The sequence below is a fragment of the Vulcanococcus sp. DEBay_Sum22DG08_74 genome (genome assembly GCF_017852955.1).
Lineage (GTDB): Bacteria > Cyanobacteriota > Cyanobacteriia > PCC-6307 > Cyanobiaceae > Vulcanococcus.
In genome coordinates, this window is sequence record NZ_JAFMKL010000005.1 from 21,911 (window position 1) to 47,563 (window position 25,653).

Genomic DNA, 25,653 nt, shown 5'->3' on the forward strand with positions numbered 1-25,653 from the left:
CTTGATGACTCAGCCACGCGGCCTGTTGCTTGTTCTGGCCGGTGCCGGCGCAGTCGGGGCGATCTGCTTGCCTCCCCTGCTGATGCCCAGTTCGGCATCGCTGGTGAGCGATAGCCCGAAGGAAGTCATTGATCAGACCTGGCAGATCGTCTTCCGGGACTATCTCGATACCAACGGCAAATACACCACCGACAAGTGGAAGGACTTGCGTCGTCAGGTTCTCTCCAAGAGTTACGGCAGCACCAAGGAGAGCTACGAGGCCATCCGTGGCATGTTGGCCACCCTGGATGACCCCTACACGCGCTTCCTCGATCCGCGTGAGTTCAAGGAGATGCAGATCGACACCTCTGGGGAACTCTCCGGGGTCGGCATCCAGCTGAGCCTTGATAAGGACAGCAAAGAACTCACCGTTGTCAGTCCGATTGAAGGATCTCCGGCCTCCCGCGCCGGGGTGATGCCCAAGGACGTCATCACCGCGATTGACGGCAAGAGCACCAAGGGGATGACGACCGAGGATGCGGTCAAGTTGATTCGCGGCAAGGCCGGCAGCACCGTGACCCTGCAGCTCCGCCGCAACGGCAAGCTGCTGGATACGCCCCTGGTGCGTGCACGCATTGAGCTCCATGCGGTCGACACCCAGGTCAACACCAGTGCCGATGGCACCAAGATTGGCTACATCCGCCTGAAGCAGTTCAACGCCAATGCCGCCAAGGACATGGCGCAGGCGTTGAAGGATCTGGAGAAGGAGCAGGTTCAGGGCTACGTGCTCGATCTGCGCAGTAACCCCGGTGGCCTGCTGGTGGCGAGCATCGCCATTGCCCGCCAATGGCTCAATGAGGGGGTCATCGTCTCCACCAAGACCCGCGATGGCATCCAGGACACCAAGCGGGCGGTGGGCCGCGCCCTGACCGAGCGTCCCTTGGTGGTGCTGGTGAATGAGGGTTCAGCCAGTGCCAGCGAAATCCTCTCCGGTGCTCTGCAGGACAACCACCGCGCTGTGTTGGTGGGGGAGACCACCTTCGGCAAGGGTCTGGTCCAATCGGTTCGCGGCCTGATCGATGGATCAGGAATGACCGTGACGATCGCCAAGTACCTCACCCCAAGCGGTCGCGATATCCATAAGCACGGCATTGATCCCGATGTGCGCGCCAAGCTCAGCGCTCGCGAGATCCAGAGCCTGCGGCTGGAGGATCTGGGCACCCAGAAGGACAGTCAATACCGTGTGGCTGAATCGACCCTGCTCAAGCAGGTCAAGGCCGCCGGCAGCCTGACGAAGTCACGTGCCTACAACCCCAGCAGTGCCAATGTCCCAGCGGCGCTGGCGGCTCCCGTTCAGTAATTAGGCCACAAAAAAGCCCGCGGTTGCTCCGCGGGCTGAGCTGATCACGCTTATGGGCTGACCTCAGGCGGCGCTGCCCACGGGTTGCATCAAGCCGCCGCCAGGGGTGGAGTCGTCGTCATCGTTGCCGGTGTCTGCTTGAAGCAGAGCGAAGACACCCAGGGCCACCAGGGAGATCAAGCCAGAGACAAAGCTCAGGCCTCCGCCGAAGCCGCTGCTGAGATCGATGACTTCGCCGAGGCCGGGACCCATGAGCGTCCGTTACATCACTTCACGGAATTGTAACGGACTTTTGCGCTGGTCGCTCATCTTTGGCCTAAACCGCCAGCACGGCTTCGTTCTTGGCCTTCAGCTGTTCAGCCCGTTGGGCATCGGTCAGGCCATCGGCACCCGGGATCTGCTCGGCCATTTGCTTGAGCCAGTTCATCAGCTCCTCCACCTGTTTCTCCATGGGCAGGACCCCCAGACCCCGTGCCAGGACCTTGGCGGTGCTGCCGGAACCGGCCTGGTAGACGAGCCTGCCGTGCAGGTGTTGGGGTAATCCCTGGCGCAGCAGCCGGAAGGCTGGCTCCTCCATCGGGGTCTCCAAGGCGATGTTGGGTTTCTCGGGTTTGATCCGTGAGAAGCCGCAGCGTTTGGCCAGCAGCTTCAGCTCCATCAGCTGCAGCAGCGAGATGACCGGCGCCGGGATGGCGCCATAGCGATCCACCCAGTCGGCCGCCAGTTGCAGCAGGCTGTCTGGGCTGACGCAGTCGGCCGCGGCGCGGTAGGCCGCCATCTTCTCGTCGTTGTCGCTGATCCAGTCGCCGGGGATGAAGGCGGTGAGCTGCAGATCGATCTGGGTGTCGTCCACGGCGGGGATGTCCTGGCCTTGGATCTCGGCGAGGGATTCCTGGAGCATCTCCATGTAGAGGTCAAAGCCGATGGTCTCCATCTGGCCGCTTTGCTCCACCCCGAGCAGGTTGCCGACGCCGCGGATCTCCATGTCGCGCATGGCCAGTTGGTAGCCACTCCCCAGTTGGGCAAATTCCTGAATCGCGCGCAGACGCTGACGTGCCGCATCGCTCAGGGAGGCGTCACCTGGATAGAACAACCAGGCGTGGGCCTGGATGCCGCTGCGGCCGACGCGACCGCGCAGTTGGTAGAGCTGGGCTAGGCCGAATTTATGGGCGTCCTCGATCAGGATCGTGTTGACCCGGGGAATGTCCAGGCCGCTCTCCACGATCGTCGTGCAGAGCATCAGGTCGGCCTCGCCGGCGTTGAAGGCCACCATGGCGCTCTCCAGTTCGCCTTCAGCCATCTGACCGTGGGCGACCAGGAGCCGTAGGCCGGGGATCATCTGCCGAAGCCCTTCGGCCACCTCTTCGATGCCCTCCACCCGGGGGACGACGTAGAAGATCTGGCCGCCGCGATCGAGTTCCTGGCGGATCGCACTGCGAACCGCTTCCTCATCGAGGGCCGCCAGGTGGGTTTTGATCGGCCGGCGCAACGGCGGTGGCGTGGTGATCAGGCTCATCTCCCGCACCCCTGAGAGGCTCATGTAGAGCGTCCGCGGGATCGGGGTTGCCGAGAGGGTCAGGACGTCGACGTCCTTGCGCAGGGCCTTGATCTTTTCCTTTTGGTTGACGCCAAAGCGCTGCTCCTCATCCACCACGAGCAGGCCCAGCTCCTTGAACTGGGTGCCCTTGCCCAGCAGTTGGTGGGTGCCGACGACCACGTCGACGGTGCCTTCGCCCAGGCCCTCTTGGATCACCTTGCGCTCGCTGCTGGTGCGGAAGCGGTTGAGCAGGCTGACCTTGATGGGATAAGGCGCAAAGCGCTCCGAGAGCGAGCGCCAGTGCTGCTGGGCCAGAACGGTTGTAGGGGCGAGCATTGCCACCTGCTTGCCGGCGGTGACGGCCTTGAAGATCGCGCGGATGGCGACTTCGGTTTTGCCGAAGCCCACATCACCGCAGACCAGGCGGTCCATCGGCTGGGGCTGCTCCATGTCCCGTTTGACATCGGCAATCGCCTTGACCTGATCAGGCGTGGGCTCGTAGGGGAAGGAGTCCTCGAGTTCGTTCTGCCAGGGGCCATCCACCGGGAAGGCGAAGCCCGGAGCCTTGTGCCGTTCGGCGTAGAGCTTGACCAGATCGAGGGCGACCTTGCGGACGGCCTTGCGCGCCCGCTCCTTGGCTTTGTTCCACGCGGTTCCGCCCATCCGGTTGAGGTCCGGGGGGCTGTCACTGGTGGCCCGGTAGCGCCCGAGGCTGCCCAGCTGGTCGGCGGCGACCCGCAGCAGGCCATCGGCGTACTGCACAACGAGGTAGTCGCGGGCTTCGCTGCCAATCGCGAGCTTCTCGAGCTTCAGGAATTTGCCGATGCCGTGGTTGCGGTGCACCACGAAGTCGCCCGGGCGCATCTTGTTGGGATCGACCGTGCGGCTAGCGGCCTTGCGCCGGCGGCGCACATAGCCGCTGGCCGCCAGGGAGTGCTGGCCGAAGAACTCCCGGTCGGTGATCAGGGCCAGCTTCCAGGCCGGCAACTGCAGACCCTCGAGTTCAGCGGTGCCCTTGGTCTTGAGGGCGACGGGGGTGTTCTGCTCGATCAGCCGATCAATCGCCGGGTGATCCGCCGGGTTGGGGACGAAGCGGCTGATGCAGTCGTGCTCCTCCAGCAGGGCCACGGCCCGGCTGGGCTGGGCCGAGAGCAACCAGACCCGCGCCTTCTCCTTTTGGAAGCCTTTGATCAGTTCGGCGAGCTTGCCGAATTGGTTGGGGTAGGCCGGCACGGGCCGGCTCGAGAGGTCGAAATTGTTGGGGTGGTTGTCGCTCTCCTGGAGCTCCGCCAGGTCAAAGCCCTGGAAGCGCTCAGCAGCGGCCAGGGCCTCTTCGGGCCTGCGGTGCAGCACGGCCGGTAGCGCGACGCCGAGTTCAGCGCAGACCTCAGCGTGGTGCTCGATGGCGTGGTCGAACCACTGCTGGCCGTGGGAGAGGCAGTGGCGCCGCTCATCGATGGCGATCAGCGTGCCTTCGGGCAGGTAATCCAGCAGGGAGGCCGGCTCGCTCCAGGCCAGACCCATCAGCCGCCGCATCCCCTCCGGCGTTCCGCCCTCCAGCAGTTGTTCGCTGGCCTCGGGGCTGAGCAGCTGATCGAGACCCTCGGGCATGCCCTCACGCAGGGCATCGGCAATCAGGGGGCCGTAGCCGCTGGGGGTGAGCCGCACCACCTCGATCGGATCGAGGGAGCGCTGGCTGGCGGGATCGAATTCCCGCAGCTTCTCCAGCTCCTCACCGAAAAACTCGAGACGAACGGGGAGTTCGGCGCTGACCGGGAAGACGTCGACGATGTCGCCGCGGCGGCTCCAGCTGCCCTCCTGCTCGATGCTGGTGACCCGCTCATAGCCCAGGCGGGTCAGGGTTTCTCCGAGGGCCTCGAGCTCAAATTCATCCCCTTTGCGCAGGCTGAGGCACTGGGCCTGCAGGGCCGGCGGCGGCGGCAGGTGGGGCTGCAGGGCGCGCTCGGTGGCGACGATGGCGCAGCGGCCCTTGGCATCCAGCAGCTCGCTGAGCACCTGCAGTTGTCCCCAGGTGATCTCGCTGGTGGGATCAAAGGGTTCGTAGGGGCTGCCCTCGCTGGTGGGGTAGAGCTGGGCGCTGCTCCAGCCCATCAGCTCCAGCAGGGCGGCCCAGCGTCCGGCCTCCTCCAGGGTGGGCACGACCACCAGCAGCGGCGCCTCGGCGCAGCCCGCCAGGACGCTGCTGATCAGGGCCCGGGCGCCGCGTCCCGCACCGGAGAGCCGCAGGCGCTCATCCCTGTTGCACCGCTGCAGAACCTCTCCACTGAGGGCCACCTGCTGCAGTTGGCGCACCAGGGCGGAGAGGGGCATGGGGCTCAAAGCACAGCTGACCATCTTGGCAAGAGAATGGTGGGCAGCTGAGGCGGGCTGCGGTGAGGCAAGGGAGGCGTCTGCTGCTGGCCCTGGCGCTTCTGTTGCTGGCCGGGGCGGGCCTGAGTCGGCTGGGGGAACCCGAGGGGGAGCTGGTTGCTGAGGAGGTCGCCCAAGCCAGTAGCTCAGCGCCTGCCCTGGCCCCGCCCTTGCCCCTGAACTGGCAACTGACGGCCTCTAGCCAGCGGGCCCTGTTTCAACGGCTGGATCAGGCGGATCAGCTCTGGCTGCCCCGGGTGGAGCGTCTGCCGGGCGGGGGGCAGCGGATCACCTATCGCCGTCGCCTGGGGGAGAAGCCCCTCACCGCATCAGCGCTGCGGCAGTTGATCGCCAATCCACCCAGCTACAGCCGTGAGCGGGAGGCGATCAGCTTGCTGCTGGAGCAGCTGGAGCGCAGCGGTGTGGTGCTGGTGGTGCGCCAGCCCAAACAGAAGGGAGCCGCCGGTGAGTGGAATCCGCGTCGCGGTGAGTTGCGCCTGCGGCCCGATGTCGCCTCCAAAGGGACGGTCAACTTCACGCGGGTCCTCAACCACGAGGCGATCCATGTGGCCCAGAGCTGCAAGGGCGGCTCTATCCATGCCCGGCCGCAGCTGCTGGGACTGAGCCGCAGCCTGAACGCCTCAGGGCGGCGCCATCTGCAGCAGCCGCTCTATGCCAAGGCCTCGAGCGAGCAAAGGGGGCTCGAGGAGGAGGCCTACGCCAACCAGGAGCAGCTCAACCTGGGCTGGGAGCTGCTGGCGCGCCACTGCCGGCGCCGATGAGTGTTGTCTCCAGCTGCATGTTGAACGCCAGCAGCTGTTCATCACTCAACTGTTGACGACTACTGAGGTTGAACTGCTGCTCCAGGGCCTGGCGGCCGCGGTTGGCATCCCATTGCAAGGAGGCGAGCAGCTGATCGCTCTGCTGGAGCAAATCGCGCCGTCTGAGGGGAATCGACGCGGAGGCGGGATCGCAGCCCGGCTCGAGCACCCTCAGGCTGCGGACGTAGGCGGCCAGATCGGCGTAGTTGGTGATGCGGTTGCGGCTGGGGTGGCCGAAGGCCCGTTGCAGATAGGTCCCCTCTTGGCTGCGCTCCCAGCCCAAGCGTTTGAGCTGAATGTCGATCTCAGCCAGTTCATCACTCCAGTCCTCGGGATCGGTCGCTGGCTCTTGGGCCTCGACGACTGGAGCCTGCGGCAGGGTTGGCTGCACCGCCTCGGGAGCGGCTGCCGGAGCGGGATCGCTGGTCTCCTCAGCGGGCGGCCGCCTGACCACGGCGTGGCGGACCGGTGGCTCAGCTGGTGCCGGTGCCGATGCCGGCGCAGGGACTTGGTGATTCAGTCGGCTTTGCAGCCGCTCCAGGGCTCGCTCCTCGGCAAGTTCGGCGTTCTCCGCTTCCCCCAGGGCACTACCGAGGCACTGGGATCCCCTCCAGGCACTGAGTTGGACCACGCGCTTGCCGGCTTCGGCGTGCACCAGACGCGCCCGAAACGACAGGCTGCTCTCCATGGTCGGCTCGTCGTTGTGGCGTTTCTACACTGGCGAGCCAAGGAAGGCTCTGCAGCAACGGCATGGAAGCGGAGTCAATTCCATCCCTATCGCCACTGATCCAATCGGCGGATCAGTGGGGTGAGCTGCTGTTGCTGCTGCCGTTGCTCGTGGCCCTTGAGGCGGTGCTCTCCGCCGATAACGCCATTGCCCTCGCGGCGATCTCAAGGCGGCTGCACGATCCGAAGCTCCAGGGTCAGGCCCTGAACCTGGGATTGGGGCTGGCCCTGGTCTTCCGGCTGATCTTGATTGCGGCGGCCCAATGGGTGCTGGACTTCTGGCCGCTGCAGCTGCTGGCGGCGGGCTATCTGCTGTGGCTCTGTGTCACCAACTTGAGGTCCAGCGAGGCTGAAACAGGGGATCCAGAGCCCAGCGATGACTCCGCAGCTGATGGAGCGGTCAAGGGGCTCTCGGGGGTGGTGGTCACCCTGGCCCTGACGGATTTGGCCTTCTCCCTCGACAGCGTGGCGGCGGCGGTGGCCGTGAGCGACAACCTGCTGTTGGTGATGATTGGCGGGGTGCTCGGGGTGGTGGCCCTGCGGCTGACCTCCGGGCTGTTTATCCGCTGGCTTGAGGTCTATCGCCACCTCGAAGCGGCTGGTTATCTGGCCGTTGGCCTGGTGGGGATCCGTTTGCTGCTGCGTCTGGTGGCGCCGCAAGTGGTTCCTCCGGAATGGGGGCTGTTGGCGGTCGTGGCCCTGCTCTTTGCCTGGGGCTTCTCCCAGCGCGTCCCTGAGGAGGCCGAGGGTTAGAGCCGATGCGCGTTGAACTGCGGCAGGCCGGCAGCAACCAACTGATCGACCGTCTCGAGCTCGAGGAGGTGCCCCAACCCGGGCGCTGGCTGGAGCTCCCCGAGCGGAGCTATCTGGTGCTGCAGCGCCACCACCGCTACCAGCTGCGCGGCGGGCGCTACGAGCTCAGCTCCATTGCCCTCCAGGTCAAGGCCCAGCGCCGCCCTGCGGATGCGCGCTGGTGGCAGGGGCAATGGGTCATCGGTGACCCCAGTTGTCAGTTCAATGCCCGCTCACCGCTGCTGCGTTGCGCGGTGCTGCCGGCGGGTCCCTGTGAGCGCTGCGCCCACCACAGCCTGCGCGGCGAGGGCTGATGGAGGGCCTCTGGCATCGGGGAATCGTGGCCAGAGGCCATGGCGTGGCCTCGGGGTCGGCCAGCGACAGTCCCTATCCCGCTGGAACGATTGCCCTGCAGTCGCCGTTTTTTCTGCAGGGCGGCTTGGACCTCTCGGACTGTGTCCAGGGGACGATCAACCTGGACTTCCCAGGCTGCCGTTGGGTCTTAAGCCACCCCGACCACTGCTTTGAGCAGTTGGCGTGGACACCGCTGCACCCGCCTGAGACCTTCTCGTTCTGGCGGGTGCTCCTGCGTCAGCCCTCGAGCGCCGCGGTCGAGGGCTGGATTTACTACCCGCATCCCGAGACCAAGGTTCGCCACTTTCAGCGGGACGGCCGCCTGGAGCTCCTGGCTCCCCGCTTGCCGGAGCTTGTGACGGGCGCAGCCCTGGAGTTGGCCGTCGATCCCGCGCGCTGCCGCCCCATCCCGGTTGCTCGTCTTCGGGCACGCCTGCTGGAGTTCCTGAAATTTCGGGTGCTGGCGGCACAAGAGACGTTTTTCCTGCAGGAGCTGCCCGTTCTGCGGCGCTGGCTTGATCAGTCCTGGCCAGAAGCCTCGGTGCTGAGCGATCAGGAAGTGCAGCTCACCCTGGATCAGGCCAGGCAGCTGTACACCGAGTCCTGAGCCGTAGGGTGAAGCTTCGCGAGGTTTGCTTATCTCCTCCCCCGATCGTTCTCCCCGGCAGCGTCGTCGGCCGGCTCCGGTGAAGCGGCTGTCGACCAGCGCTTCTGCAACAGCGGAGGCCCCCGCGGTGTTGCCGCCTGTCGATGAGGAGCAGCTGGCGGAGTCCCCGTTTACGGCCCTGGGGCTCGGGCGTCCGATCGTTGAGGCCGTGCTGCAGAAGGGCTATAGCCAGCCCTCCTCCATTCAGCAGCAGTGCATCCCGGCGGTTCTGGCGGGCCGCGATGTGATGGCAGCGGCCCAGACCGGCACCGGTAAAACCGCCGGTTTCACCCTGCCGATGCTGGAGCGCCTGCGCCATGGGCCCCACGCCCGCGGGCGAATTGTTCGTTCCTTGGTGCTGACCCCCACCCGCGAGCTGGCGGCCCAGGTGGCCGACAACGTCAAGGCCTACTCCCGGCACCTGGACCTGCGCAGCGATGTGGTCTTTGGCGGGGTCAAGATCAATCCGCAGATCACCCGGCTGCAGGCTGGCGCCGATGTGTTGGTGGCCACGCCGGGCCGCCTGATGGACCTGGTCCAGCAGGGGGCGATCAGCCTGGATCGCGTCGAGATCCTGGTGCTGGATGAAGCGGATCGGATGCTCGACATGGGCTTCATCCGCGACATCCAAAAAATCCTGCGGCTGCTGCCGGCGAAGCGCCAAAACCTGCTGTTCTCGGCCACCTTCGAGACCTCGATTCGTCGCTTGGCGACGGGTCTGCTCCATGAGCCCGTCCAGCTTCAGGTCACCCCCGAAAACCGCACGGCGGCAACGGTTGAGCACATCCTTCACCCTTGCGATATGGCGCGCAAGCCGGATTTGCTCTGCCATCTGATCGCCAGCAATGACTGGCAGCAGGTGCTGGTCTTCTCCCGCACCAAGCACGGCGCGAATCGCGTCGCCGACAGGCTCAGTGCCGAAGGCATGGCGGCGGCGGCGATCCATGGGAATAAGAGCCAAGGGGCCCGCACCCGTGCCCTGGCGGGGTTCAAGAGCGGCGAGCTGCGGGTGTTGGTCGCCACCGACATCGCCGCCCGCGGCATTGACATTCATCAGCTGCCCCATGTGGTGAATCTCGATCTGCCGAACCAGGCCGAGGACTACGTCCACCGCATCGGCCGCACCGGCCGGGCGGGCCACAGCGGCCATGCCGTCTCCCTGGTGGCCGCTGAAGAGCATGAGCTGCTGCGGGCGATTGAACGCCTGACGGGCAAAAAGCTGCCCAAGCAGGAGATCCCGGGCTTTGAGCCCACGGTGCTCTCGGCTCCTCCGCTGGACCTGAGCGGCGGCCGCGGTCGCTCGAGCCGTGGTGGTGGTGGCAACCGCGGTGTTGGCAATCGCGGCGGTGTCAGCCGCAGCGGACGTCCCGCGGCACGCTCCTCCTCGCGCCGCCCTTGAGCCGGCGTGGGCTTTGATCCCAGGCGCTGGTCCGCAGAGCCGCGCCCGCAGCAGCGGGTTACGAGCAATGTGGACGCGCTGCTTCAAGAGAACGAAGCACTGCGGCGTGAGGTGCGTCAGCTGCGCCGGCAGTTGGAGCTCCTCCGCCAGCGACCGGAACCCAGCCGCCAGCATTGGCGGCCACCCCAAGCGCTGGTGTCCTCTGCCCAGGTGGAGCGCTGGGGTGCAGCCCTGGCGGAGCAGAAGGGCTGGGCCGTTCTGCGCCAAAGCGGCCTGGAGGAGCTGATCGAGCAGCTGAACCGCAGCAGCTTCCTGCCGCAGTTGAACCTGCAGCAGCGCCTCGACCATCTGGTGCCGGGCCTGGGACGCGATCTCTATGCGGCGACGCCCAGCCCGATCAACAAAAAGCGCTGTGCCGTCCTGGCGGCCTTTGCCCTCTACGGCGTCAGCGCGATCGAATGGCTCGACGACGACCCCCAGCGGGTTGTGCTGGAACTGCGCCAGCGGCAGAGGACCAGCAACCACAACAACAACCGCAGGACGCGCAGCGATCAGCGCCGCACGGACCGCCAGCACCAGTCCACCGAACAGGGACGGGACCCCCGCCGCGTGGCGGCCCTCACGGTGCTGGGGTTGGAGTGGGGGGCCTCCAAACAGGCGATCAAGCAGGCCCACCGCCGGCTGGTGAAACAGCACCACCCCGATGTGGGCGGAACCGCGGAGGCGTTTCGGCGGGTGAACGACGCCTATCAGTTCCTGGTGGCCTAGTCCCCTAGGCGGTCGCCCGGCACCGCGCCGAGTTGTTGCAGCAGTTGGGTGCCGTGGCTGGCGCTCTTCCCCTCCAGCTGGGCCTCGCGAATCAGCAGGGGACAGCCGGAGCTGGCCACCACCAGTCCGGTGGAGTCGACGCACTCCAGCACGGTCCCGGGGGTGTGGCTGGACCCTTCGCCTGGATTCAGCCCCCAGCGTTCGGCCAAGGCTTGGGCCTCCGGGCTGAGTTCAGCGGTGAGACGTTTGACCAGGGGTTCAGAGGAGAGCACCTTCAGGCGTTTGCCCTTCCAGCTGCTGCTGGCGCCGGGGTAGAGCCCCATCACCTTGCGGTGGATGGCCAGGGCTGAGGCGGACCACTCGATCTGAAAATCCTCCTTGGCCAGCATCCGGGCGTAGGTCATGCCCTCCTCCGGCTGGACCCGCACACCCAGCCGCTGCAGGCGTTCCTGTTCCGGGCCGGGTCCAGCGGCTTCGATCTGGGGCAGGGCCTCGACCAGGAGCTCGCCGGTGAGCCGGGCCAGTCGTTCGGCCAGCTGGTGGGCGTTCTCCCGCAGGCCGATGGGAATGGCGCGCTCCAGAAGTACCGGTCCGGTGTCGAGCCCCTCCTCCATCGCCATGATCCCGACGCCGGTTTCAGCGTCGCCTTCGATCAGGCTCCATTGGATCGGGCCTGCGCCACGCCAGCGGGGCAGCAGTGAGCCATGGCCGTTCCAGCAGCCCAGGGGTGGTTGCTGCAGCACCTCACGCGGGAGGATTTGGCCAAAGGCAACCACGACGTAGACATCGGCCCCCAGTTCGGCGAGTTGTCGTTGGCATTCCGGATCCTTGCGGATCCGCTCCGGGGTGAATACAGGGATGCCCAGTTCAAGTGCGCGTGCCTTCACCGGGGAAGGCATCAGTGCCTTGCCGCGTCCGCGCCTGCGGTCCGGTTGGGTGACGACACCCACCAGCTCATGTCCGCCGTTGACCAACGCGTCGAGGCTGACGGCGGCGTAGGCCGGGGTACCCCAAAAGAGGATCCGCATCGCTTGCCCTTAGGCCTCGCCGGTTATCGAGAGACCCTCCACCCAGACCATCGGGCAGAGCCCGTCGGGGGTGACCTTGGCCTCGCCCTCGAAGCCGACAATCGCGTTAAGCACCTGGCGGATATCGCCGGCCACGGTGGCGGCATCGATGGAGCGGGCTTCGCCGCCCTTGATCAACCAACCGTCGAAGGGCAGGGAGAAGGAGCCTTGGCTGGCCTTGACCCCGGCATGCAGGGCAGAGAGGGAGTCAATCCAGATGATTGGCTGATCGGCCTTGAACCGATCGAGACCGCTCTGGCCGCCGCTTGTGCCGGGGGTGGGGCCAATCTCAAACCAGTCGGGACCGACAGACACCTTGGCCCCGAGACCGGCGTGGCCGGTGGGAGCCACCCCAAAGGCCCGGGCCGTGGCCTCGGAGTGCAGGAAGTTCTTCAGTACTCCCCCCTCCAGCAGCGACAGCTTGCGGGTGGGCGTTCCCTCTCCATCGAAGTTGGAGGCGCCAATGTTGCCGGGGTGCAGGCCGTTGTCGTCGATCGAGAGGAAGGGCACCGCCAGGCTCTGGCCGATGGAGTCCTTCTGGCTGAGGCTGACCCCGTCCAGCACCGAACGGGCATTGAAGAGGTTGCTGAAGGCGCCGATCAGATCGAGGAAGGCCTCGGGACTGAGCACACAGGTGTAACGGCCGGTCTCCACCGGGGCGTAATCCAGGTGGCTGATGGTGCGCTCGGCGGCCTCGTCAATGCAGCCGGCAATGTCGAGGTCTGAGGCGCCGTAGGCCAGGCGTACGGCACCGGAACTGCGCGGTTTGCGGCCGCTCTCCTCGGCCCGGGCGTAGAGGTAGATGCTGGCGGTGGTCAGCTGCTGCTGACGGCAGGCCCCATCGCTGTTGAGGTAAATCCGTTCGCTGCTGCGCTCGGCCAGTCCGTTGTAGGGAACGGTGCTGATCGCCTGGTGGCGTCCGAGCAGATCATGCTCTGCGGCCTTGAGCTGCTCGAGCAACTTGAGGATGCCCTGGGGCTGATGCAGCGGTTGATCCAGGGCCGTCAGCGGTGCTGTGGCCAGGGGTGAGAAGGCAGGCGTCTCTTCGGCGTTCCCGAATGCCGCGGCATCCCGGGCACCGGAGAGGGCTCGCTCCAGTCCGCTTTGGGAGAGGTCCGAGGTGCTGGTGGTGCCGACCAGCCCTTCACTGTTCCAGACACGGATCGTGATCGAACTGCGCTGGGCCCCCTTGAGTTGCTTGGGTTCGCCGCGGTCGACCTGCACGGAGGTGTCGGTGCTGCAGGCTGCGCCGAGGTCCCACTGGCGGATGCCGTGCTGCTGGGCGATTCCCTCGAGCTGGCTGCGCAGCTGCTCGGCGTTGAGGCTTTGGTTGGTTTGGCTCATCTCAGCGGCCCCCCACGGTGATGGAGTCGACCTTGATGTGGGGTTGTCCGACGGTGACAAAGATGCTGCCGCTGACAGAACCGCAGAAGCCTGCGGCTAGCTCGAGGTCGTTGGCGCACATCGAGATGCGCGGCATCACTTCCTTGGCCTCGCCGATCAAGGTGGCGCCCTTCACGGGTTTGGTGAGCTTGCCGTCTTCGATCAGGTAGCCCTCCTCCACGGCGAAGTTGAACTGACCGGTGGGTCCGACACTGCCACCGCCCATGGACTTGCAGTAGAGGCCGCGGTCCACCGAGGCGATCAGGTCCTCCGGTTGATGGGGCCCCGCCGCGATGTAGGTGTTGCGCATGCGGCTGGCGGCGGCAAAGGTGTGGCTTTGGCGCCGTCCGCTGCCGGTGCGGGCATGGCCCGTGCGCAGTTCTCCAGCGCGGTCACTGAGGAAACGCTTGAGGACACCGTTCTCGATCAGCACGGTGCGTTGGGCCTCCAGTCCCTCGTCATCCATCGAGAGGGAGCCAAAGGCGCCGCCCGTCAGCCCTTCATCGATGGCGGTGACGGCTTCATGGGCGATCGTCTCGCCGACCTTCTCGGCAAAGGGGGTGGTGCCGCGCTCCACCTGGGTGGTTTCCAAGAGGTGGCCGCAGGCCTCGTGGAAGATCACTCCACCGAAGCGGTTGGCCAGCACCGCTGGCATCTGGCCGGCCTCGACGTAGTCGGCGTAGAGCATGTTGCCGGCACTCGTACAGACCTCATCGGCGGCCTGGGCGACATCCCACTGGCGCAGATCGTCTGGGCTGTCGGAGGTGCCGTAGCGGCGTCCGACGCCGGCCCGGTGATCACCATCGGCGGCCAGGACATTGAGGCCAACGGATTGATGCAGACGGATGTCCCGGCCAAAGGTGCCGTCACTGGCGGCCACCATCACTTCCTGCCAGTCCCGGGCATAGCTGCCCCGGCGGGCCTGGAGATGCTTGCCCTTCTGCTGCAGCTGGGCCGTTCCCTCCAGAAGCTTCTGGGTGCTCTCGGTCAGCTCAGGGCAGCTGCTGAGCCAGAGGTTTTTCTCCAGGGCGAAATCCCTGAGGGCCGGTAGACCTTCGAAGCCGCTGAGCCCCGTTCCGTCCAGGTCCAGTCCCAACATCCCGAGGGCTTGGGTCAGCGCCGTCGTCAGTCCGGCCTCGCTGAGGTCGTTGGTGCTGACAAAGCCGTCCCGCTGGTCCCGAAACACCCGGATGCCAGCTCCCATGCCGAAGGCCGGCGTCACGCTCGTGATGGTGTCCTGTTCGGCCAGGACACCGAGGTGATCGGTCCGCTCCAGGAAGATCTCAACGAGATCGGCGCCGGCGGCTTTGCCCATCGCCAGGAGTGATTCCAGGCGCGGGCTCCAGCGCTGATCAAAGGGGCCGAGTAACAGCTCAGCGTGGGACGGGATGGAGGCAATCACGCGGGTTGTTGACGGTTGGGCATGGATGGCAGCGGGCCATCACGGTCCTAGCAAGAAGGCCCTGGCCAAAGCGACCAGGGCCTAACCCCCTACGGGGAACTGCGAATGACGCAGGAATCAGCGAACGGCGGGCTGGTAGTTCTCGCTGCGGATGGGGTTCGTGAAGAACAGCTTGGCCATCTCGGCACCGTTGGCGACCCAGTAGGGCAGCTTGCGCAGAACCTTGAGGGGAGCTGGGGCGTTGCCTTCATCAGCAGCGCTGAGTTTGTCGTTGTTGCGCACCAGGCGCTCAAGACGCGTATAGAACTTCGGATGGTCGACGTTCAGGACCACGGGGAAGACCCGCGCGGTGGTCTCGTTGGTCTTGGCGATGACGTACTTGTCGTACTCGCGGGCATCGAGGCCGAGGGCTTCGTAGAACTCCTTGCGAGCCACGTCCCGGACGTACATCGTCGCGAACACGGCCAGCAGGAAGAAGCGACACCAGAGGCGAGCACGCAGGCCGGTGACGCTCTTGGGCTGCGCCTTCATCAGGGCATCGAAGAAGTCGCCGTGGCGGTTCTCGTCTTGGCACCAGTTCTCGAAGAAGTTGAAGATCGGGAAGATCTTGCTGTCGGGGTTCTTCTCGAGGTGGCGGAAGATGGCGATGTAGCGCCAGTAGCCGATCTTCTCGCTCAGGTAGGTGGCGTAGAAGATGTATTCGGGCTTGAAGTACGTGTAGGCCTTGTTGGCGGTGAGGAAGCCGAGGTCGAGCTGCAGACCGAAGTCGCTCATCGACTTGTTGAGGAAGCCAGCGTGGCGGGCCTCATCGCGGGCCATGTGAGCGAAGCACTCGGCCAGCAGGGGGTTGCGCTCTTTGATCCGACGGCTCAGTTCCTTGTAGAGCAGGAATCCGGAGAACTCGGAGGTGCAGCTCTGCTCGAGGAACTCGACGAAGACCTTGCGGGTCTCGGGATCGAGTTTGTCGGCGGCGCCTTCGAACTCCTCGTTGCGAACGAAGTGATGGCGGTTGTAGTCCTTGCGGAACTCCTCGCAGATGGCTTCCAGCTCATCGGCGTTGGGGCTGAGGTCCATGGCAGCCATGGCCTCGAAATCCGTGGTGTAGAACCGCGGAGTCAAGATTGTGTCCTTCACCGGATCCTTCGTGGCCGGTGCATTGGGCGTGCCGATGGCTGTTGCGGCGTCAGATGAGGCAACGGCGGTGGGAGGCACCATCGGGCGGCTTGAACGGAGCAAAACCCATCGTAGGCGGCTTTGGTGCCAGCCCGTTGAAGGGCTTCATCACTCGCAGGTTTAGTTGGCCCCGAGCCATTTCTGACCGTTCAGACGCTGCACCAGCCGTGAGACCAGCAGCGCCTGGGTCATTTTTTTCTCGTCAATCAAAAATGACTCCAGCAGGCTCGGTTCGCTGCCGGCTTCAGCCAGGGCGATGGTTTTGGCCGAGCTGATGGAGTCGCTGGTGAAGCAGAGCCAGAAGCGCCGTCCATTGGGGAGGCTGCCCTTCACCTGCCAACAGCTGCTGCCGACCACGGGCATGGGCCCCTGCTCAAAGCTCAGGTTGCAGTCGCTGGGGCCGCCGTAGGCCTCGATTTCCTTGGCCAGAGCCGGAATCAGCAGATTCGGGACAAACTCCGCGAAGGGCTTGTCTTCCGGGGCCGGAGGTTTCGCCGCCTTGGCTGGTTTGGCGTCTGCGGCGCTTGCTGCGGGTTGGGCGGAATCGGTCACCGGTGCAGGCCTCAATCCAGACGTTGGCTGAACTTTAGGGAGTGCTCACCACTCCTCTGAGCTGCTGCTTCCCCAATCGTCAGGATCGGGGCTGCTTGCCGCAGGTGGGGGTGTCGCGCTGGCGCTGCTTTGGCCGCGCCGGATGACGCGAAAGGGAACGGACACCGTTGGGGCGGGATCGGCGGCCCCGCGGCTGGGGCCAGCCCAGGCGCTTTGCGGGCGCTCTGGCTCAGTTTCGGCCCCCCAGTCCTCCCGCTCGGGCGCTGCTCGCCGCGGGCGCTCTTCAGCTGGCGGGCTGAATCCCGCCCAGGACTCGGGCTCAGGGCGGCGGCGAACGGAGCGGCGGGGCAGGATTTGCGGTCCTCCGCCCTGCAGAGCCAAGGCTGCCCCGGCCGCGCTGAGGCCAGCCCCCAGGCTGGATGCCCCGGCGATCCAGAGGCCCAGGGGCAGGGCGGGTGAGGTCCAGGTGAGGACGCGCACGGCCACCGCTGGCTTGGGGTTCACCGCTCCCACGACCAGGGTCGCCAGCAGTGGCGAGAGCAGCGGCAGCAGCAGGATGCGTTTCAACACAGGGGCGATGGAGTGCCTCAGGGCTGGATCGGACCGGTCCAGCGCTGCAGCTGACCGAGCTCATAACCGAGGCAATCGAACACGCGGATCACCAAAAAGTCCACCATCTCCTCCAGGGATGTCGGCTGGTGATACCAGGCGGGGGCGGGGGGGGCGATCCGCGCTCCCGCCTCCGCCAACGTGGTGAGGTTGCGCAGGTGGATCAGGTTCCAGGGGGTTTCCCGCGGGCAGATCACCAGCGGCCGGCCTTCCTTGAGATGGACATCCGCGCAGCGCTCCATCAGATCGGTGGCGACCCCTGAGGCGATTCGCCCGACGGTTCCCATGGAGCAGGGAAGGATCACCATCCCGCGGGTGCGATGGCTGCCACTGGCGATGGCCACGGATTGATCATTCCAGCGGTGGCAACGCAGTTCCCCGCTGCTGCAGCCGAGGCGTTCGCGCCAGAAGGCTTCCTGGGCGGATGGCTCGCTGGGGACCCGCACACCAAGTTCGGCTTGCCAGACGCCGATCGCTCCGCGACTGACAATGAGATCCACGGATTCCCCCGCCAGAAGCAACAGCTGGAGGGCCCGCTCGGCCAGGGGTTGAGCACTGGCTCCGGAGACGGCCAGAACGATGGGCAGCGGCGCTGCCTGGGCGCTGCTGTCGCTCAACGCTCAGTCCTCGCCGTCCGCGTCAGTGTCGCTGGAGTCGTCGGGGCTGAACTCCTCGTAACCCTCGGGCAGGACCACGGCCAGATCGATCTGATGCCGCAGGACATCGACCTTTTGGATGGTGACTTCCACCTGGTCGCCCAGCATGTAGGCGCGGCGGTTCTTGCGACCCACCAGCTTGTTCTGACGGGAGCGGTACTCGTACCAGTCGTCCTTCAGGGAGCTGACGTGCACCAGGCCCTCGACGTGGGACGGGGGCACTTCCACGAAGAAGCCATAGCTCTGCACGCCGCTGATGGTTCCGGTCAGGGTTTGGCCCACAAGCGGTTCGGCTTGACGGGCCTGGGCCATGGCCAGGGCGTCGCCCTGGAGTTCGCTCACAAAGCGGCCGCGCTCGTTTAAGCGATGCAGCAGTGCTCCTGTGAGGGCCTCCTCGACGGGGGAGAGCTGGCTGGCGGTCAGCAGGGGCCAGTCGATCACCCCATGGCTTTCATCGGAGGTGATGTCGACGCGGGTTTTGTGCCGCACGGAGGGACGATCTTTCCCCTCACTCATCAACAGCACCAACAGGTGCTGGTTCCAGAGGTCGGCGTAGTGCAGGGCCGCACAGCACCAAGGGGCGTAGGCCTTGTCCTCTGCGGCCAGGGTGTTGCTGCCGGGCTCTGCACTGAGGCTGACGGGTTTCAGGGGGTCCCGCAGTTGCTGTTGCAGCACCCGGGCGCGGTCGCTGGCGGCGAAGGCCACGGCCAGCTCCTGGGCGCTGGCGTTGCCATCGGCCGAGAGTTCCAGGGGGATCTCGAGGGCCAGAGCGGCTTTGGCCACGTCGTTGAGGGCCTCGGCATCGGGCGCACCATTGAGGGCATAGATCGCCGGGAGCTCCAGAGCGGCCATGTGGCGTCCCAAGGCCCGGTGAGCCTGGAGGACCATCTCCCGCAGCAAGCCGGCGGTGGAGAGGGCTGGATCCAGCTGAACCATCCAGCCCTGGCGGCGCTCATCCGGTTCGGGAATCGCTAGCTCCGCGAGCCCCTCCAGGTTGGGGATGCCCAGGTCCAGATCAATCGAGCCCTGGCTCAGGCGGTTCTGCCGGAGGGTCTGGGCCAGGGCGATCAGCTGCTCCAGCAGGGGCAGTTGATCCTTGAGCCCCTTCAGGGCGGCAGGGGTCGTGCGCGCCTTCGGTTTGCGATCGGCCAGGGCCTGCAGGGCTTTGGTGTCAACCAGCCCGTCGGCCGAGATGGTGCTCCGGCAGAAGCGGAAGTGCTCCAGCTGCCCTTCGGCGTTGAGATCGAGGGCCACCGAGAGGGCCGCAGCGGGCGTTCCGGTTTTGAAGGCCGCTGCTTTGGTGGTGGCGCTGGGCAGGTAGGGCAGCCAGCTTTCACCGACGCAGAGCGCTTCACTCCGCTCCCGCAGGAAGAGGTCCAGGGCGCTGCCAAAACCCACCCGTTCAGCAATGGCAGGGGCGTGCACCCAGAGCCGCTGGCCGTTCTCCAGGGATTCCAGGGAGACCGCTGGCAGGAGTGGCGCTTCAGCACTGCCCCAGAGCTGCAGAACAAGCGTGGGTAGAGCGGTCAGGTCATCCCGGGATTTGAGCTCGAGGGCCTTGGCCGTGCTCTTCGGTGCGGCGGGCAGCTCCCGCAGACCGTGTTTGGTCAGCAGCAGATCTAGATCAGCCTCCGGTCCGGCATTGACCGCAAGGCTGCGGGCGACGTGGCCCTCGGGGGCGAGTTGCCCGACGGGGTAGCGATCGACCTTGACCTCCACCACGGCTTCGGTGGCGGGTTTGAGGTGCTCGCTATCCCCGGCGGGCAGGTTGATGGCTGTCAACAGACGGTCGTCCAGGGGGACCGCCACCAGGAGGTCGTTTTGCTGCTCCACCTGGGCCAGGAGGCTGGTGGTGTTGCGCTGCAGGATGCATTGCACCCCGCCCTCCGGTGAGCGCCGACGCCCGCCCTCACGGGTAACCCGAACCAGGACCCGGTCACCGTTCCAGGCGTGGTTGAGCTGGTTGTCGCGGATGTAGATGTCTTCTCCGCCGTCCTCGCGCAGGGCGAAGCAGAACCCTTTGCTGCTGCAGCGAAGCCGGGCTTCGATCAGGCCCTCGTCCTCGACGCGACTGATGCCCTCGTCGGCTTCCTCGAGCACCCCAGCGCGGGCGAGGGCGGTGAGGGCGATGCGCAGCTGTTCCTTGTCGGCCTTGGTGCTCAGGCCCAGTCCTTTCTCAAGCTTGCTGAGGCTGAGGGGCTCCTGCTGCGGGAGCTGCTCGATGAGGTCCGCGACCGTGAACTTCATGGCTGTTGGGGTGGGCTTCTGCGGAGCGGACAAGCCCAAATGAGGTGGTGGTTCTGCGTGCCCCAGGCATCACTTGAAGACGGCCAACGCCTTCGAGTGCTGCTGAAGCCTCACCATCCTACTCAGCGTCCTGGGCGATTTCCTCGGTTTCGTCGTCCTGGCCGGCTTTTAAGAGCAGACGGCCGCCGATCACGAGAAATCCCACTGAGGCGGCCAGCTGCAGGGCATCGGTCGGGATGACGGCGGAGAGGGACCCCCCGGCGCCTGCCCCCAGCAGGCTGGCGAGAACCAGAGCGCTGGCACTGCCGGCGAAGACGGCGCCGCTGCGGCTCGAGGTGCCGCTGATGGTGACGATCGCCAGTTGGGTCTTGTCGCCCAACTCGGCCAGGAAGACCGTCAGGAAGGTTGAGGCCAGGAGAGGGAGCTGCATGGCAATCAGGCCAGGGGGAACATGCTGACGGCGGCCTGCCGGCCGAGCCAAAGACCGAGGGCGATCATCAAGATCCCGGCCAGGCGTTCGAGTTGACCGGGGGGCAGGACCCGCGAGAGCCAGCGCCCGAGGACGACCCCCACCAGGCTGGAGCTGATCAGGGCTAGGGAGGCGCCAATAAAGACCAAGACCGGACGGCCTGATTCCGCCGAGAGCAACAGCGCAGCCAGTTGGGTCTTGTCGCCCAACTCGGCGAGGAAGACGGTGGTGAAGGTCGTCAGGAAGACCGCGCCAAAGCTGGCGGCCTTCTCCTCTTTTTTGGATTGCTGTTGCGTGGATTCCGGTTGAGGCGTGTCGCTGCTCGGGGCGGACTCAGGCATTAGGGCTGGCGATCGTTGTCTTCAGCGGGCTGGCGGATCGCCTGCTCGAAACGCTTCATCACGATGCCACGACCGCCGTGTTCGCAGCGGATCTGCTGCCGGCAACAGGCGATGGCGAAGTCGTTGGCCTCCTCGGAGGGCACGTCGAATAGCTGGGCCAGGTTTTCGACGCGGCAGAAGACCGGCCGTTCGTCGTAGATGCGGCAGGTACTGGAGCCGGTGTCGAAGTGGATGCACCAGCCGTCGGGCCCCACCATCGAGAGATAGAGCTGCTGCTGCTCCTCGTCCAGCGCGTCGAGGGCTTCATTGCGCTCCCCGGGGTCCAGGCGGCAGCAGGAGCCGCAGCCGCTGATGCAGCGCCATTGAAGGGTCTCAGCCATGGTTCATCCCCCAGGCGCTGTGACAACCCGTCACAGGAGCGATCCCTGCGGGGGCGGCGTCGGCCCGTCTGCTTTTAGGCTGCTGCAAACACGTGCAGCTCCCGAGCCGTTCTCCCATGGGAATCGACTTCCACCTGATCGCCAACTTCGCTGCCCTGTTCCTGATCACCCTGGTCGGCCCGGCCGTGATCTTCATCCTCTTCTACCGCCGCGGCGCCCTCTGATCGGAAGGGTCTTAGGCCTCCGCCTCATCGACACGCTTGGCCCCCTGGAGGTTCTCTTCAGGGGGCTTTGTTGTCTCTAGGCCGCCAGTCCCATCGCCCTGGCTGCGTCTTGAACCAGGGCTTTCACATAGGGGTGTTCCGCCTTCGGGTGATCGATCTGAAGGGCTTCCAGCCGGCCCTGCTGGGCTTCGCCCCGGAGTTCCTCCCCATCGGCGTTGCGGATCACCACGGCGTTGCCCTCCCGCCGCACCCAGTAACTGCGCTCCTGGCGTTGGAGCACCAGCGCTTCTCCGCTGCTGGGGCGGATGCCCACCACCTCGAGTTGAAGGCTCTCTTCGCCGTTCCAACGGTTGAGCCTGAGGTGATAGGCCACATCCACCTGCTTCGGCAGCAGATGGCCAACCGCTCCCCAGCGCCAGGCCATGGCCCGCACCCGCGCTTCGCCCTGGCGCAGGCTGAGCTGAAGGTGACCACCCCGCAGCTCCCGCTGTTGGCTGATCGTGCAGCCACAGCTCCAGAAGAGTGGGGTGGGATTGCCAATGCCGAAGGGCTCCAGCCGTTGCAGCTCTCGCCAGAGGGGCCGGTTGATCTGCTCCAGCTTCAGCAGGGCCTCGGGCATGACCAGCTGCAGGCCCTCCCGCTCGCGCCAGACCTGCGCCAGGTCGTTGAGCCGTTCATGCAGGGCCGTGACCCGCTCGGCCTTGACGGTGAAGCCCCCGGCGGCGGGGTGGCCACCAAACCGCTCCAGCAGATCACCGCAGGCCTGGAGGGCGGCATCGACGGCAAAGCCCTTGGGTGCCCGCACCGAGGCCCGCATCCGGCCATCCCCCTCGGCGGCCAGCAGGGCGACGGGGGCGCCGTAGTGCTCGACCAAACGGGCCGCCACGATGCCAATCACGCCGTGATGCCAATGGCTTTGGGCCAGCAGTAGGAACGGACTGCGCTGGTCTCCATCCGCTTCGGCCAGGGCCCGTGCCTCCGCCTCGATGGCATCACAGAGCTCCCGGCGTTGGCGGTTCAAGCTCTCGCATTCCCGGGCCAGTTCCAGGGCCTGCTCCGGGTCATCGGTGGTCAGCAGATCCACCACCAAGCGCGGATCCCCCAGCCGTCCGACGGCGTTGATCCGGGGGGCGAGTTGGAAGCCAACGGCACCGGCGTCGATCGGCACATCGTCGAGACCGGCCACCTGCTGAAGGGCCTGGAGCCCCGGCAGCGGACTGTCCTTGAGCCGTGGCAAGCCGTCCATCAACCAGCGGCGATTGACCCCATGCAGCGGAGCCATGTCGGCGATGGTGCCGATGCAGAAGAGGTCCAGGGCCATGGCCAGAGCCTTGGCTGAGCGGTTGGCCTTGGCCAGGGCGCCGGCGAGGACGTAGGCCATGCCCACCCCGGCCAGGCCCCGGTAGGGGGAGTCCTCCGGGGTGCACTGCGGGTGCAGTAGGGCGCTGAGGGGCGGACGTTCCTCGGGAATGGTGTGGTGGTCGGTGACGATGACCTCGAGGCCAAGCGTGTGGGCGCGCTCGAGGGCTTCCCGTGCGGAGACCCCGTTGTCCACGGTGACCAGCAGTCGAATGCCCTCAGCGGCCAGCTCCTCCACCATCGAGACATTCAGCCCATAGCCATCGGACTGGCGGCTGGGGATGGCCGCTTGCGGTTGCGCCCCTAACTGCTGCAGGACACCGATCAGGAGCGCCGTGCTGGTCATGCCATCGGCGTCGTAGTCGCCGCAGATCGCCAGGCGTTCGTTGGTTTTGCAGGCCTGCTTCAGGCGCTTGACCGCCAGGCCTAAGTCGGGGAAGTGGTGCTTGGGATCGGGGGCATCCGCGGGGTTCAGCAGTGCTTCGATCGCGGCAGCACTGCCAAAGCCGCGTCGGCTGAGCAGGGCAAGAATGGGTTCTGAGAGTCCCAGGGCCTGCACGTCGCCGGGGAGCTCCTCGAGGGCCACCGCAGCGGGAAGCTGCCAGTTCTGCTGCAGGCGCTGGTCGAACAAGCGTTGCTCTGGAGACTCGAGGAGCACGCTTGCGATTCGTCAGCTTGCATTCTGAGCCGTGAGCAGGCTCTGTCCAGGCCCTGGCGTCCAGCTCCCTTAGCCTCACCCCAGCATTCGGCAGCCCCTTGGTGCGACTGGCCCCCGAGGCTCTTCTTTGGGACGTGGATGGCACCCTCGCCGAGACGGAGCTGGATGGCCACCGCCTGGCCTTCAACCGCGCCATGGCCGAGGCGGGACTGCCCTTTCACTGGGACCCATCCACCTATCTCCCGTTGCTGCGGGTCACCGGTGGCCGGGAGCGGATGGCTGTGTTTTTGGAGCAGCAGGAGGGCTGTCGCCCAAGCGATGAACGGCTGGATGCCCTGCAACGCTCCAAGCAAGCCCACTACAGCCAACTGGTCGCAGCGGGTGAGATTCAGCTCAGGCCCGGTGTCCTGCGGTTGATGGCCGCTGCCGCGGCAGCGGGTCTGCCCCAGGCCATCGTGACCACCAGTGGTCGATCGGCGGTGCAGGCCCTGCTGGAGCGTCAGCTGCCGGACCACCGGGACTGGCTGGCCTTCTGGGTGTGCGGGGAGGATGTCAGCGCCAAGAAACCGGACCCCCAGGGCTATCAACTGGCCTTGGAACGCCTGGGCTGTGCCGCCGAGGGCGTCCTGGCCCTGGAGGATTCCGGCCACGGGGTGACGGCCGCCCATCGGGCCGGTTTGACGGTTCTGGCCACCCGCAGCGCCTCCAGTTCCCATGAACCGGCGTCCCATTTCGCGGCGGCAGCGGCGCTGCTGGATGGGCTGGGGGATCCCGATGTGCCCTGTCAGGTCCTGCGCGGCCCGGCTTGCCCTGAGGGCCAGATCACGCTGTCCTATCTGCAGCGACTGTTTCCAGGCGGATGACCCGGATGCCCATTCAGGCCACCCGCTTTGATCGCCTGCAGCGCCAGGGAGCGCAGTTGCTCTGGGGCTCGTTCCAGGGCAGCTGGCGTCGCCGCAGTGCTGGCCTCCTCGCCCTGCTGTTCGGCTTCTATGCCGGCCAGAACGTCACCAGCTGGTGGCTGCAGACCATTGGTCAGCGCCCCTTGGTGGTGCTCTCGGTGGTCGTGCTGCTGGAGATGGTCGTGCGTCTGCGCACCCGAATCGTCCAGGGACGTCCGCCGTTGGGATGGCTCGTGCTCGACAACCTGAGGATCGGCCTGGTCTATGCCGTGGTCCTGGAGGCGTTCAAGCTGGGATCGTAACGATCGAATCAGTGGAGCTCTGCCGCTTCAAGTGAGGCGGCAGAGCCCGATTTGAGGCCTGCGATCAGGCGTCGTCGCCGTCTTCTTCAGCCACGGGATAGACGAAGCCCTGGGCGCGGCCGCTCAGCACAGCCTTGCCGATGGAGAGAGCCTTCTGTGCTGCCACAGCAGCCTTGCCTTTCCAGGTGGCGTGGCGCTGGTTCCGCTTGCCCTTGGACGTTTTCTTCTTGGGAACAGCCATCCCGCTTACCTAGTCAGCCAAACCAAGATCTTCCCTTGTCGTCTTTCCTTTCGTCAAATCGCTAAGCTCCAGCCAACGACAGATTGATGTGAGCAGCGGCGCGTCTCCGAGTCAGCTAGCGCAGCAGGTGCCCTCATCCCAAGCGTCCCCCGCCCCTGAGTCCAGGCGTTCAGAGCTTTGGCGCGATCTCGGCATCAGCCGCCCGGCGCCCCCCAGCTACAGCCAACTGCTGACCCAACTGCGCAGCGGCAAGGTCAAGGAACTGTTGCTCTCCCCAGGCCGCCGGGAGGTCCAGGTGACCTACGCCGATGGCAGCCGTGCAGAGGTGCCGGTCTTCAGTAACGACCAGGTGTTGCTGCGAACGGCCCAGGAAGCCCAGGTGCCGCTCACGGTTCGCGACGACCGTCAGGATCGGGCCACCGCCAGCCTGGTCTCCAACGGTCTGCTGCTGCTGCTGCTCTTCGCGGGCTTGGCTCTTTTGATTCGTCGCTCCAGCCAGGTGGCGAACCGAGCGATGGGGTTTGGCCGCAGCAAGGCGCGCATGGCCGAACCGGAAGCTGCGGTGGCTGTGCGCTTTGAGGATGTCGCCGGCATCAACGAAGCCAAGGAAGAGCTGCAAGAGGTGGTGGCCTTCCTGAAGGAGCCAGAGCGCTTTACGGCCGTCGGGGCCCGCATTCCCAAGGGGGTGCTGTTGGTGGGGCCCCCCGGCACGGGCAAAACCCTGCTGGCCAAGGCCATTGCCGGTGAAGCCGGTGTGCCCTTCTTCTCGATGGCCGCCTCGGAATTTGTCGAACTCTTTGTGGGTGTTGGCGCCAGCCGGGTGCGCGATCTGTTCCGGCAGGCCAAGGAGAAGGCTCCCTGCATCATCTTTATCGATGAGATCGATGCCGTTGGACGCCAGCGGGGCGCCGGGATCGGTGGAGGCAATGACGAGCG

27 protein-coding genes are annotated in these 25,653 nt (G+C 66.0%); 11 read left to right on the forward strand and 16 right to left on the reverse strand.

Annotation, left to right across the window (positions count from 1 at the left end):
- Positions 1-4 precede the first annotated feature (4 nt).
- Positions 5-1,339 (forward strand): S41 family peptidase, encoded by a 1,335-nt coding sequence (locus QZ184_RS01650; RefSeq protein WP_029626349.1) that lies wholly within the window; start codon positions 5-7, stop codon positions 1,337-1,339.
- Positions 1,340-1,402: 63 nt separating this feature from the next.
- Here the strand turns inward: QZ184_RS01650 and QZ184_RS01655 are convergent, their stop codons facing one another.
- Both QZ184_RS01655 and mfd read right to left on the reverse strand, forming a co-directional pair.
- Positions 1,403-1,591 (reverse strand): hypothetical protein, encoded by a 189-nt coding sequence (locus tag QZ184_RS01655; protein ID WP_296417839.1) that lies wholly within the window; start codon positions 1,589-1,591, stop codon positions 1,403-1,405.
- Between the two features lie 64 nt (positions 1,592-1,655).
- The gene (gene mfd, locus QZ184_RS01660; RefSeq protein ID WP_296417840.1) at positions 1,656-5,207 is read right to left on the reverse strand and encodes a transcription-repair coupling factor; all 3,552 of its coding nucleotides are present in this window, start codon (positions 5,205-5,207) and stop codon (positions 1,656-1,658) included.
- A 62-nt stretch (positions 5,208-5,269) separates the two neighbouring features.
- On the opposite strand from mfd, the gene QZ184_RS01665 reads away from it, so the two are divergent.
- The gene (locus QZ184_RS01665) at positions 5,270-6,028 is read left to right on the forward strand and encodes a hypothetical protein (RefSeq protein WP_296417842.1); all 759 of its coding nucleotides are present in this window, start codon (positions 5,270-5,272) and stop codon (positions 6,026-6,028) included.
- Here QZ184_RS01665 and QZ184_RS01670 read toward each other — a convergent pair.
- A complete protein-coding gene (locus tag QZ184_RS01670) occupies positions 5,982-6,755 on the reverse strand; it encodes a hypothetical protein (protein ID WP_296417844.1) in 774 nt (257 codons plus the stop codon). The two genes, QZ184_RS01665 and QZ184_RS01670, sit on opposite strands and share 47 nt — an antisense overlap.
- A gap of 62 nt (positions 6,756-6,817) precedes the next feature.
- Between QZ184_RS01670 and QZ184_RS01675 the strand changes: the two genes are divergently transcribed.
- From QZ184_RS01675 to QZ184_RS01695, 5 genes are all read left to right on the forward strand, one after another.
- Positions 6,818-7,546 carry a DUF475 domain-containing protein gene (locus tag QZ184_RS01675; protein WP_296416068.1) on the forward strand — a complete coding sequence of 243 codons (729 nt, stop codon included), beginning with the start codon at positions 6,818-6,820 and terminating at the stop codon, positions 7,544-7,546.
- A gap of 5 nt (positions 7,547-7,551) precedes the next feature.
- Positions 7,552-7,899 carry a DUF6464 family protein gene (locus tag QZ184_RS01680; protein WP_296416067.1) on the forward strand — a complete coding sequence of 116 codons (348 nt, stop codon included), beginning with the start codon at positions 7,552-7,554 and terminating at the stop codon, positions 7,897-7,899.
- Positions 7,899-8,546, forward strand: coding sequence for a hypothetical protein (locus tag QZ184_RS01685; protein ID WP_296417848.1), 648 nt, complete (start codon positions 7,899-7,901; stop codon positions 8,544-8,546). Before QZ184_RS01680 ends, QZ184_RS01685 begins: the two co-directional genes overlap by 1 nt.
- 154 nt (positions 8,547-8,700) lie before the next feature.
- Positions 8,701-9,984: a DEAD/DEAH box helicase gene (locus QZ184_RS01690; RefSeq protein ID WP_296417866.1), complete on the forward strand. Its 1,284-nt coding sequence runs from the start codon at positions 8,701-8,703 to the stop codon at positions 9,982-9,984.
- A gap of 6 nt (positions 9,985-9,990) precedes the next feature.
- A complete protein-coding gene (locus QZ184_RS01695; protein ID WP_296417849.1) occupies positions 9,991-10,752 on the forward strand; it encodes a J domain-containing protein in 762 nt (253 codons plus the stop codon).
- Here the strand turns inward: QZ184_RS01695 and fmt are convergent.
- The 11 genes from fmt to QZ184_RS01750 form a co-directional block, all read right to left on the reverse strand.
- Positions 10,749-11,780 (reverse strand): methionyl-tRNA formyltransferase, encoded by a 1,032-nt coding sequence (gene fmt / locus QZ184_RS01700; protein ID WP_296417852.1) that lies wholly within the window; start codon positions 11,778-11,780, stop codon positions 10,749-10,751. The genes QZ184_RS01695 and fmt overlap by 4 nt on opposite strands.
- Before the next feature lie 9 nt (positions 11,781-11,789).
- Entirely contained in the window at positions 11,790-13,163 is a 1,374-nt protein-coding gene (locus tag QZ184_RS01705; protein WP_296416063.1) for a TldD/PmbA family protein, read from the reverse strand.
- A gap of 1 nt (position 13,164) precedes the next feature.
- On the reverse strand, positions 13,165-14,517 hold the full coding sequence (locus QZ184_RS01710; protein WP_083797941.1) for a TldD/PmbA family protein: 1,353 nt from the start codon (positions 14,515-14,517) through the stop codon (positions 13,165-13,167).
- Positions 14,518-14,721: 204 nt separating this feature from the next.
- The gene (gene acsF, locus QZ184_RS01715) at positions 14,722-15,819 is read right to left on the reverse strand and encodes a magnesium-protoporphyrin IX monomethyl ester (oxidative) cyclase (protein WP_010317488.1); all 1,098 of its coding nucleotides are present in this window, start codon (positions 15,817-15,819) and stop codon (positions 14,722-14,724) included.
- 78 nt (positions 15,820-15,897) lie between these two features.
- A complete protein-coding gene (locus tag QZ184_RS01720) occupies positions 15,898-16,329 on the reverse strand; it encodes a DUF2996 domain-containing protein (RefSeq protein ID WP_010317487.1) in 432 nt (143 codons plus the stop codon).
- Between the two features lie 45 nt (positions 16,330-16,374).
- Positions 16,375-16,896 carry a hypothetical protein gene (locus QZ184_RS01725; RefSeq protein ID WP_296417855.1) on the reverse strand — a complete coding sequence of 174 codons (522 nt, stop codon included), beginning with the start codon at positions 16,894-16,896 and terminating at the stop codon, positions 16,375-16,377.
- Between the two features lie 20 nt (positions 16,897-16,916).
- Complete coding sequence (locus tag QZ184_RS01730; protein ID WP_247478755.1) at positions 16,917-17,555, reverse strand: flavin prenyltransferase UbiX; 639 nt, start codon at positions 17,553-17,555, stop codon at positions 16,917-16,919.
- 3 nt (positions 17,556-17,558) lie between these two features.
- On the reverse strand, positions 17,559-19,841 hold the full coding sequence (locus tag QZ184_RS01735) for an RNB domain-containing ribonuclease (RefSeq protein ID WP_296417857.1): 2,283 nt from the start codon (positions 19,839-19,841) through the stop codon (positions 17,559-17,561).
- A gap of 118 nt (positions 19,842-19,959) precedes the next feature.
- Positions 19,960-20,271, reverse strand: coding sequence for a TMEM165/GDT1 family protein (locus QZ184_RS01740; protein ID WP_010317480.1), 312 nt, complete (start codon positions 20,269-20,271; stop codon positions 19,960-19,962).
- Between the two features lie 5 nt (positions 20,272-20,276).
- Complete coding sequence (locus QZ184_RS01745; protein WP_010317478.1) at positions 20,277-20,651, reverse strand: TMEM165/GDT1 family protein; 375 nt, start codon at positions 20,649-20,651, stop codon at positions 20,277-20,279.
- Positions 20,651-21,031 carry a YkgJ family cysteine cluster protein gene (locus QZ184_RS01750; RefSeq protein ID WP_010317476.1) on the reverse strand — a complete coding sequence of 127 codons (381 nt, stop codon included), beginning with the start codon at positions 21,029-21,031 and terminating at the stop codon, positions 20,651-20,653. Before QZ184_RS01750 ends, QZ184_RS01745 begins: the two co-directional genes overlap by 1 nt.
- A 116-nt stretch (positions 21,032-21,147) precedes the next feature.
- Between QZ184_RS01750 and QZ184_RS01755 the strand changes: the two genes are divergently transcribed.
- Positions 21,148-21,255: a photosystem II reaction center protein Ycf12 gene (locus QZ184_RS01755; RefSeq protein WP_010317475.1), complete on the forward strand. Its 108-nt coding sequence runs from the start codon at positions 21,148-21,150 to the stop codon at positions 21,253-21,255.
- A gap of 76 nt (positions 21,256-21,331) precedes the next feature.
- On the opposite strand, the gene recJ is transcribed toward QZ184_RS01755, so the two are convergent.
- Positions 21,332-23,272: a single-stranded-DNA-specific exonuclease RecJ gene (gene recJ / locus QZ184_RS01760; RefSeq protein ID WP_296417859.1), complete on the reverse strand. Its 1,941-nt coding sequence runs from the start codon at positions 23,270-23,272 to the stop codon at positions 21,332-21,334.
- A 101-nt stretch (positions 23,273-23,373) separates the two neighbouring features.
- Between recJ and QZ184_RS01765 the strand changes: the two genes are divergently transcribed.
- Both QZ184_RS01765 and QZ184_RS01770 read left to right on the forward strand, forming a co-directional pair.
- Entirely contained in the window at positions 23,374-24,135 is a 762-nt protein-coding gene (locus QZ184_RS01765) for an HAD-IA family hydrolase (RefSeq protein ID WP_296416083.1), read from the forward strand.
- A 5-nt stretch (positions 24,136-24,140) separates the two neighbouring features.
- On the forward strand, positions 24,141-24,476 hold the full coding sequence (locus tag QZ184_RS01770; RefSeq protein ID WP_029626346.1) for a DUF565 domain-containing protein: 336 nt from the start codon (positions 24,141-24,143) through the stop codon (positions 24,474-24,476).
- Between the two features lie 64 nt (positions 24,477-24,540).
- On the opposite strand, the gene rpmF is transcribed toward QZ184_RS01770, so the two are convergent.
- Entirely contained in the window at positions 24,541-24,717 is a 177-nt protein-coding gene (rpmF, locus tag QZ184_RS01775) for a 50S ribosomal protein L32 (protein WP_010317471.1), read from the reverse strand.
- 193 nt (positions 24,718-24,910) lie between these two features.
- On the opposite strand from rpmF, the gene QZ184_RS01780 reads away from it, so the two are divergent.
- Positions 24,911-25,653, forward strand: a 743-nt coding sequence (locus QZ184_RS01780) for an AAA family ATPase (RefSeq protein ID WP_363159432.1), incomplete at its 3' end; no start/stop codon positions are given.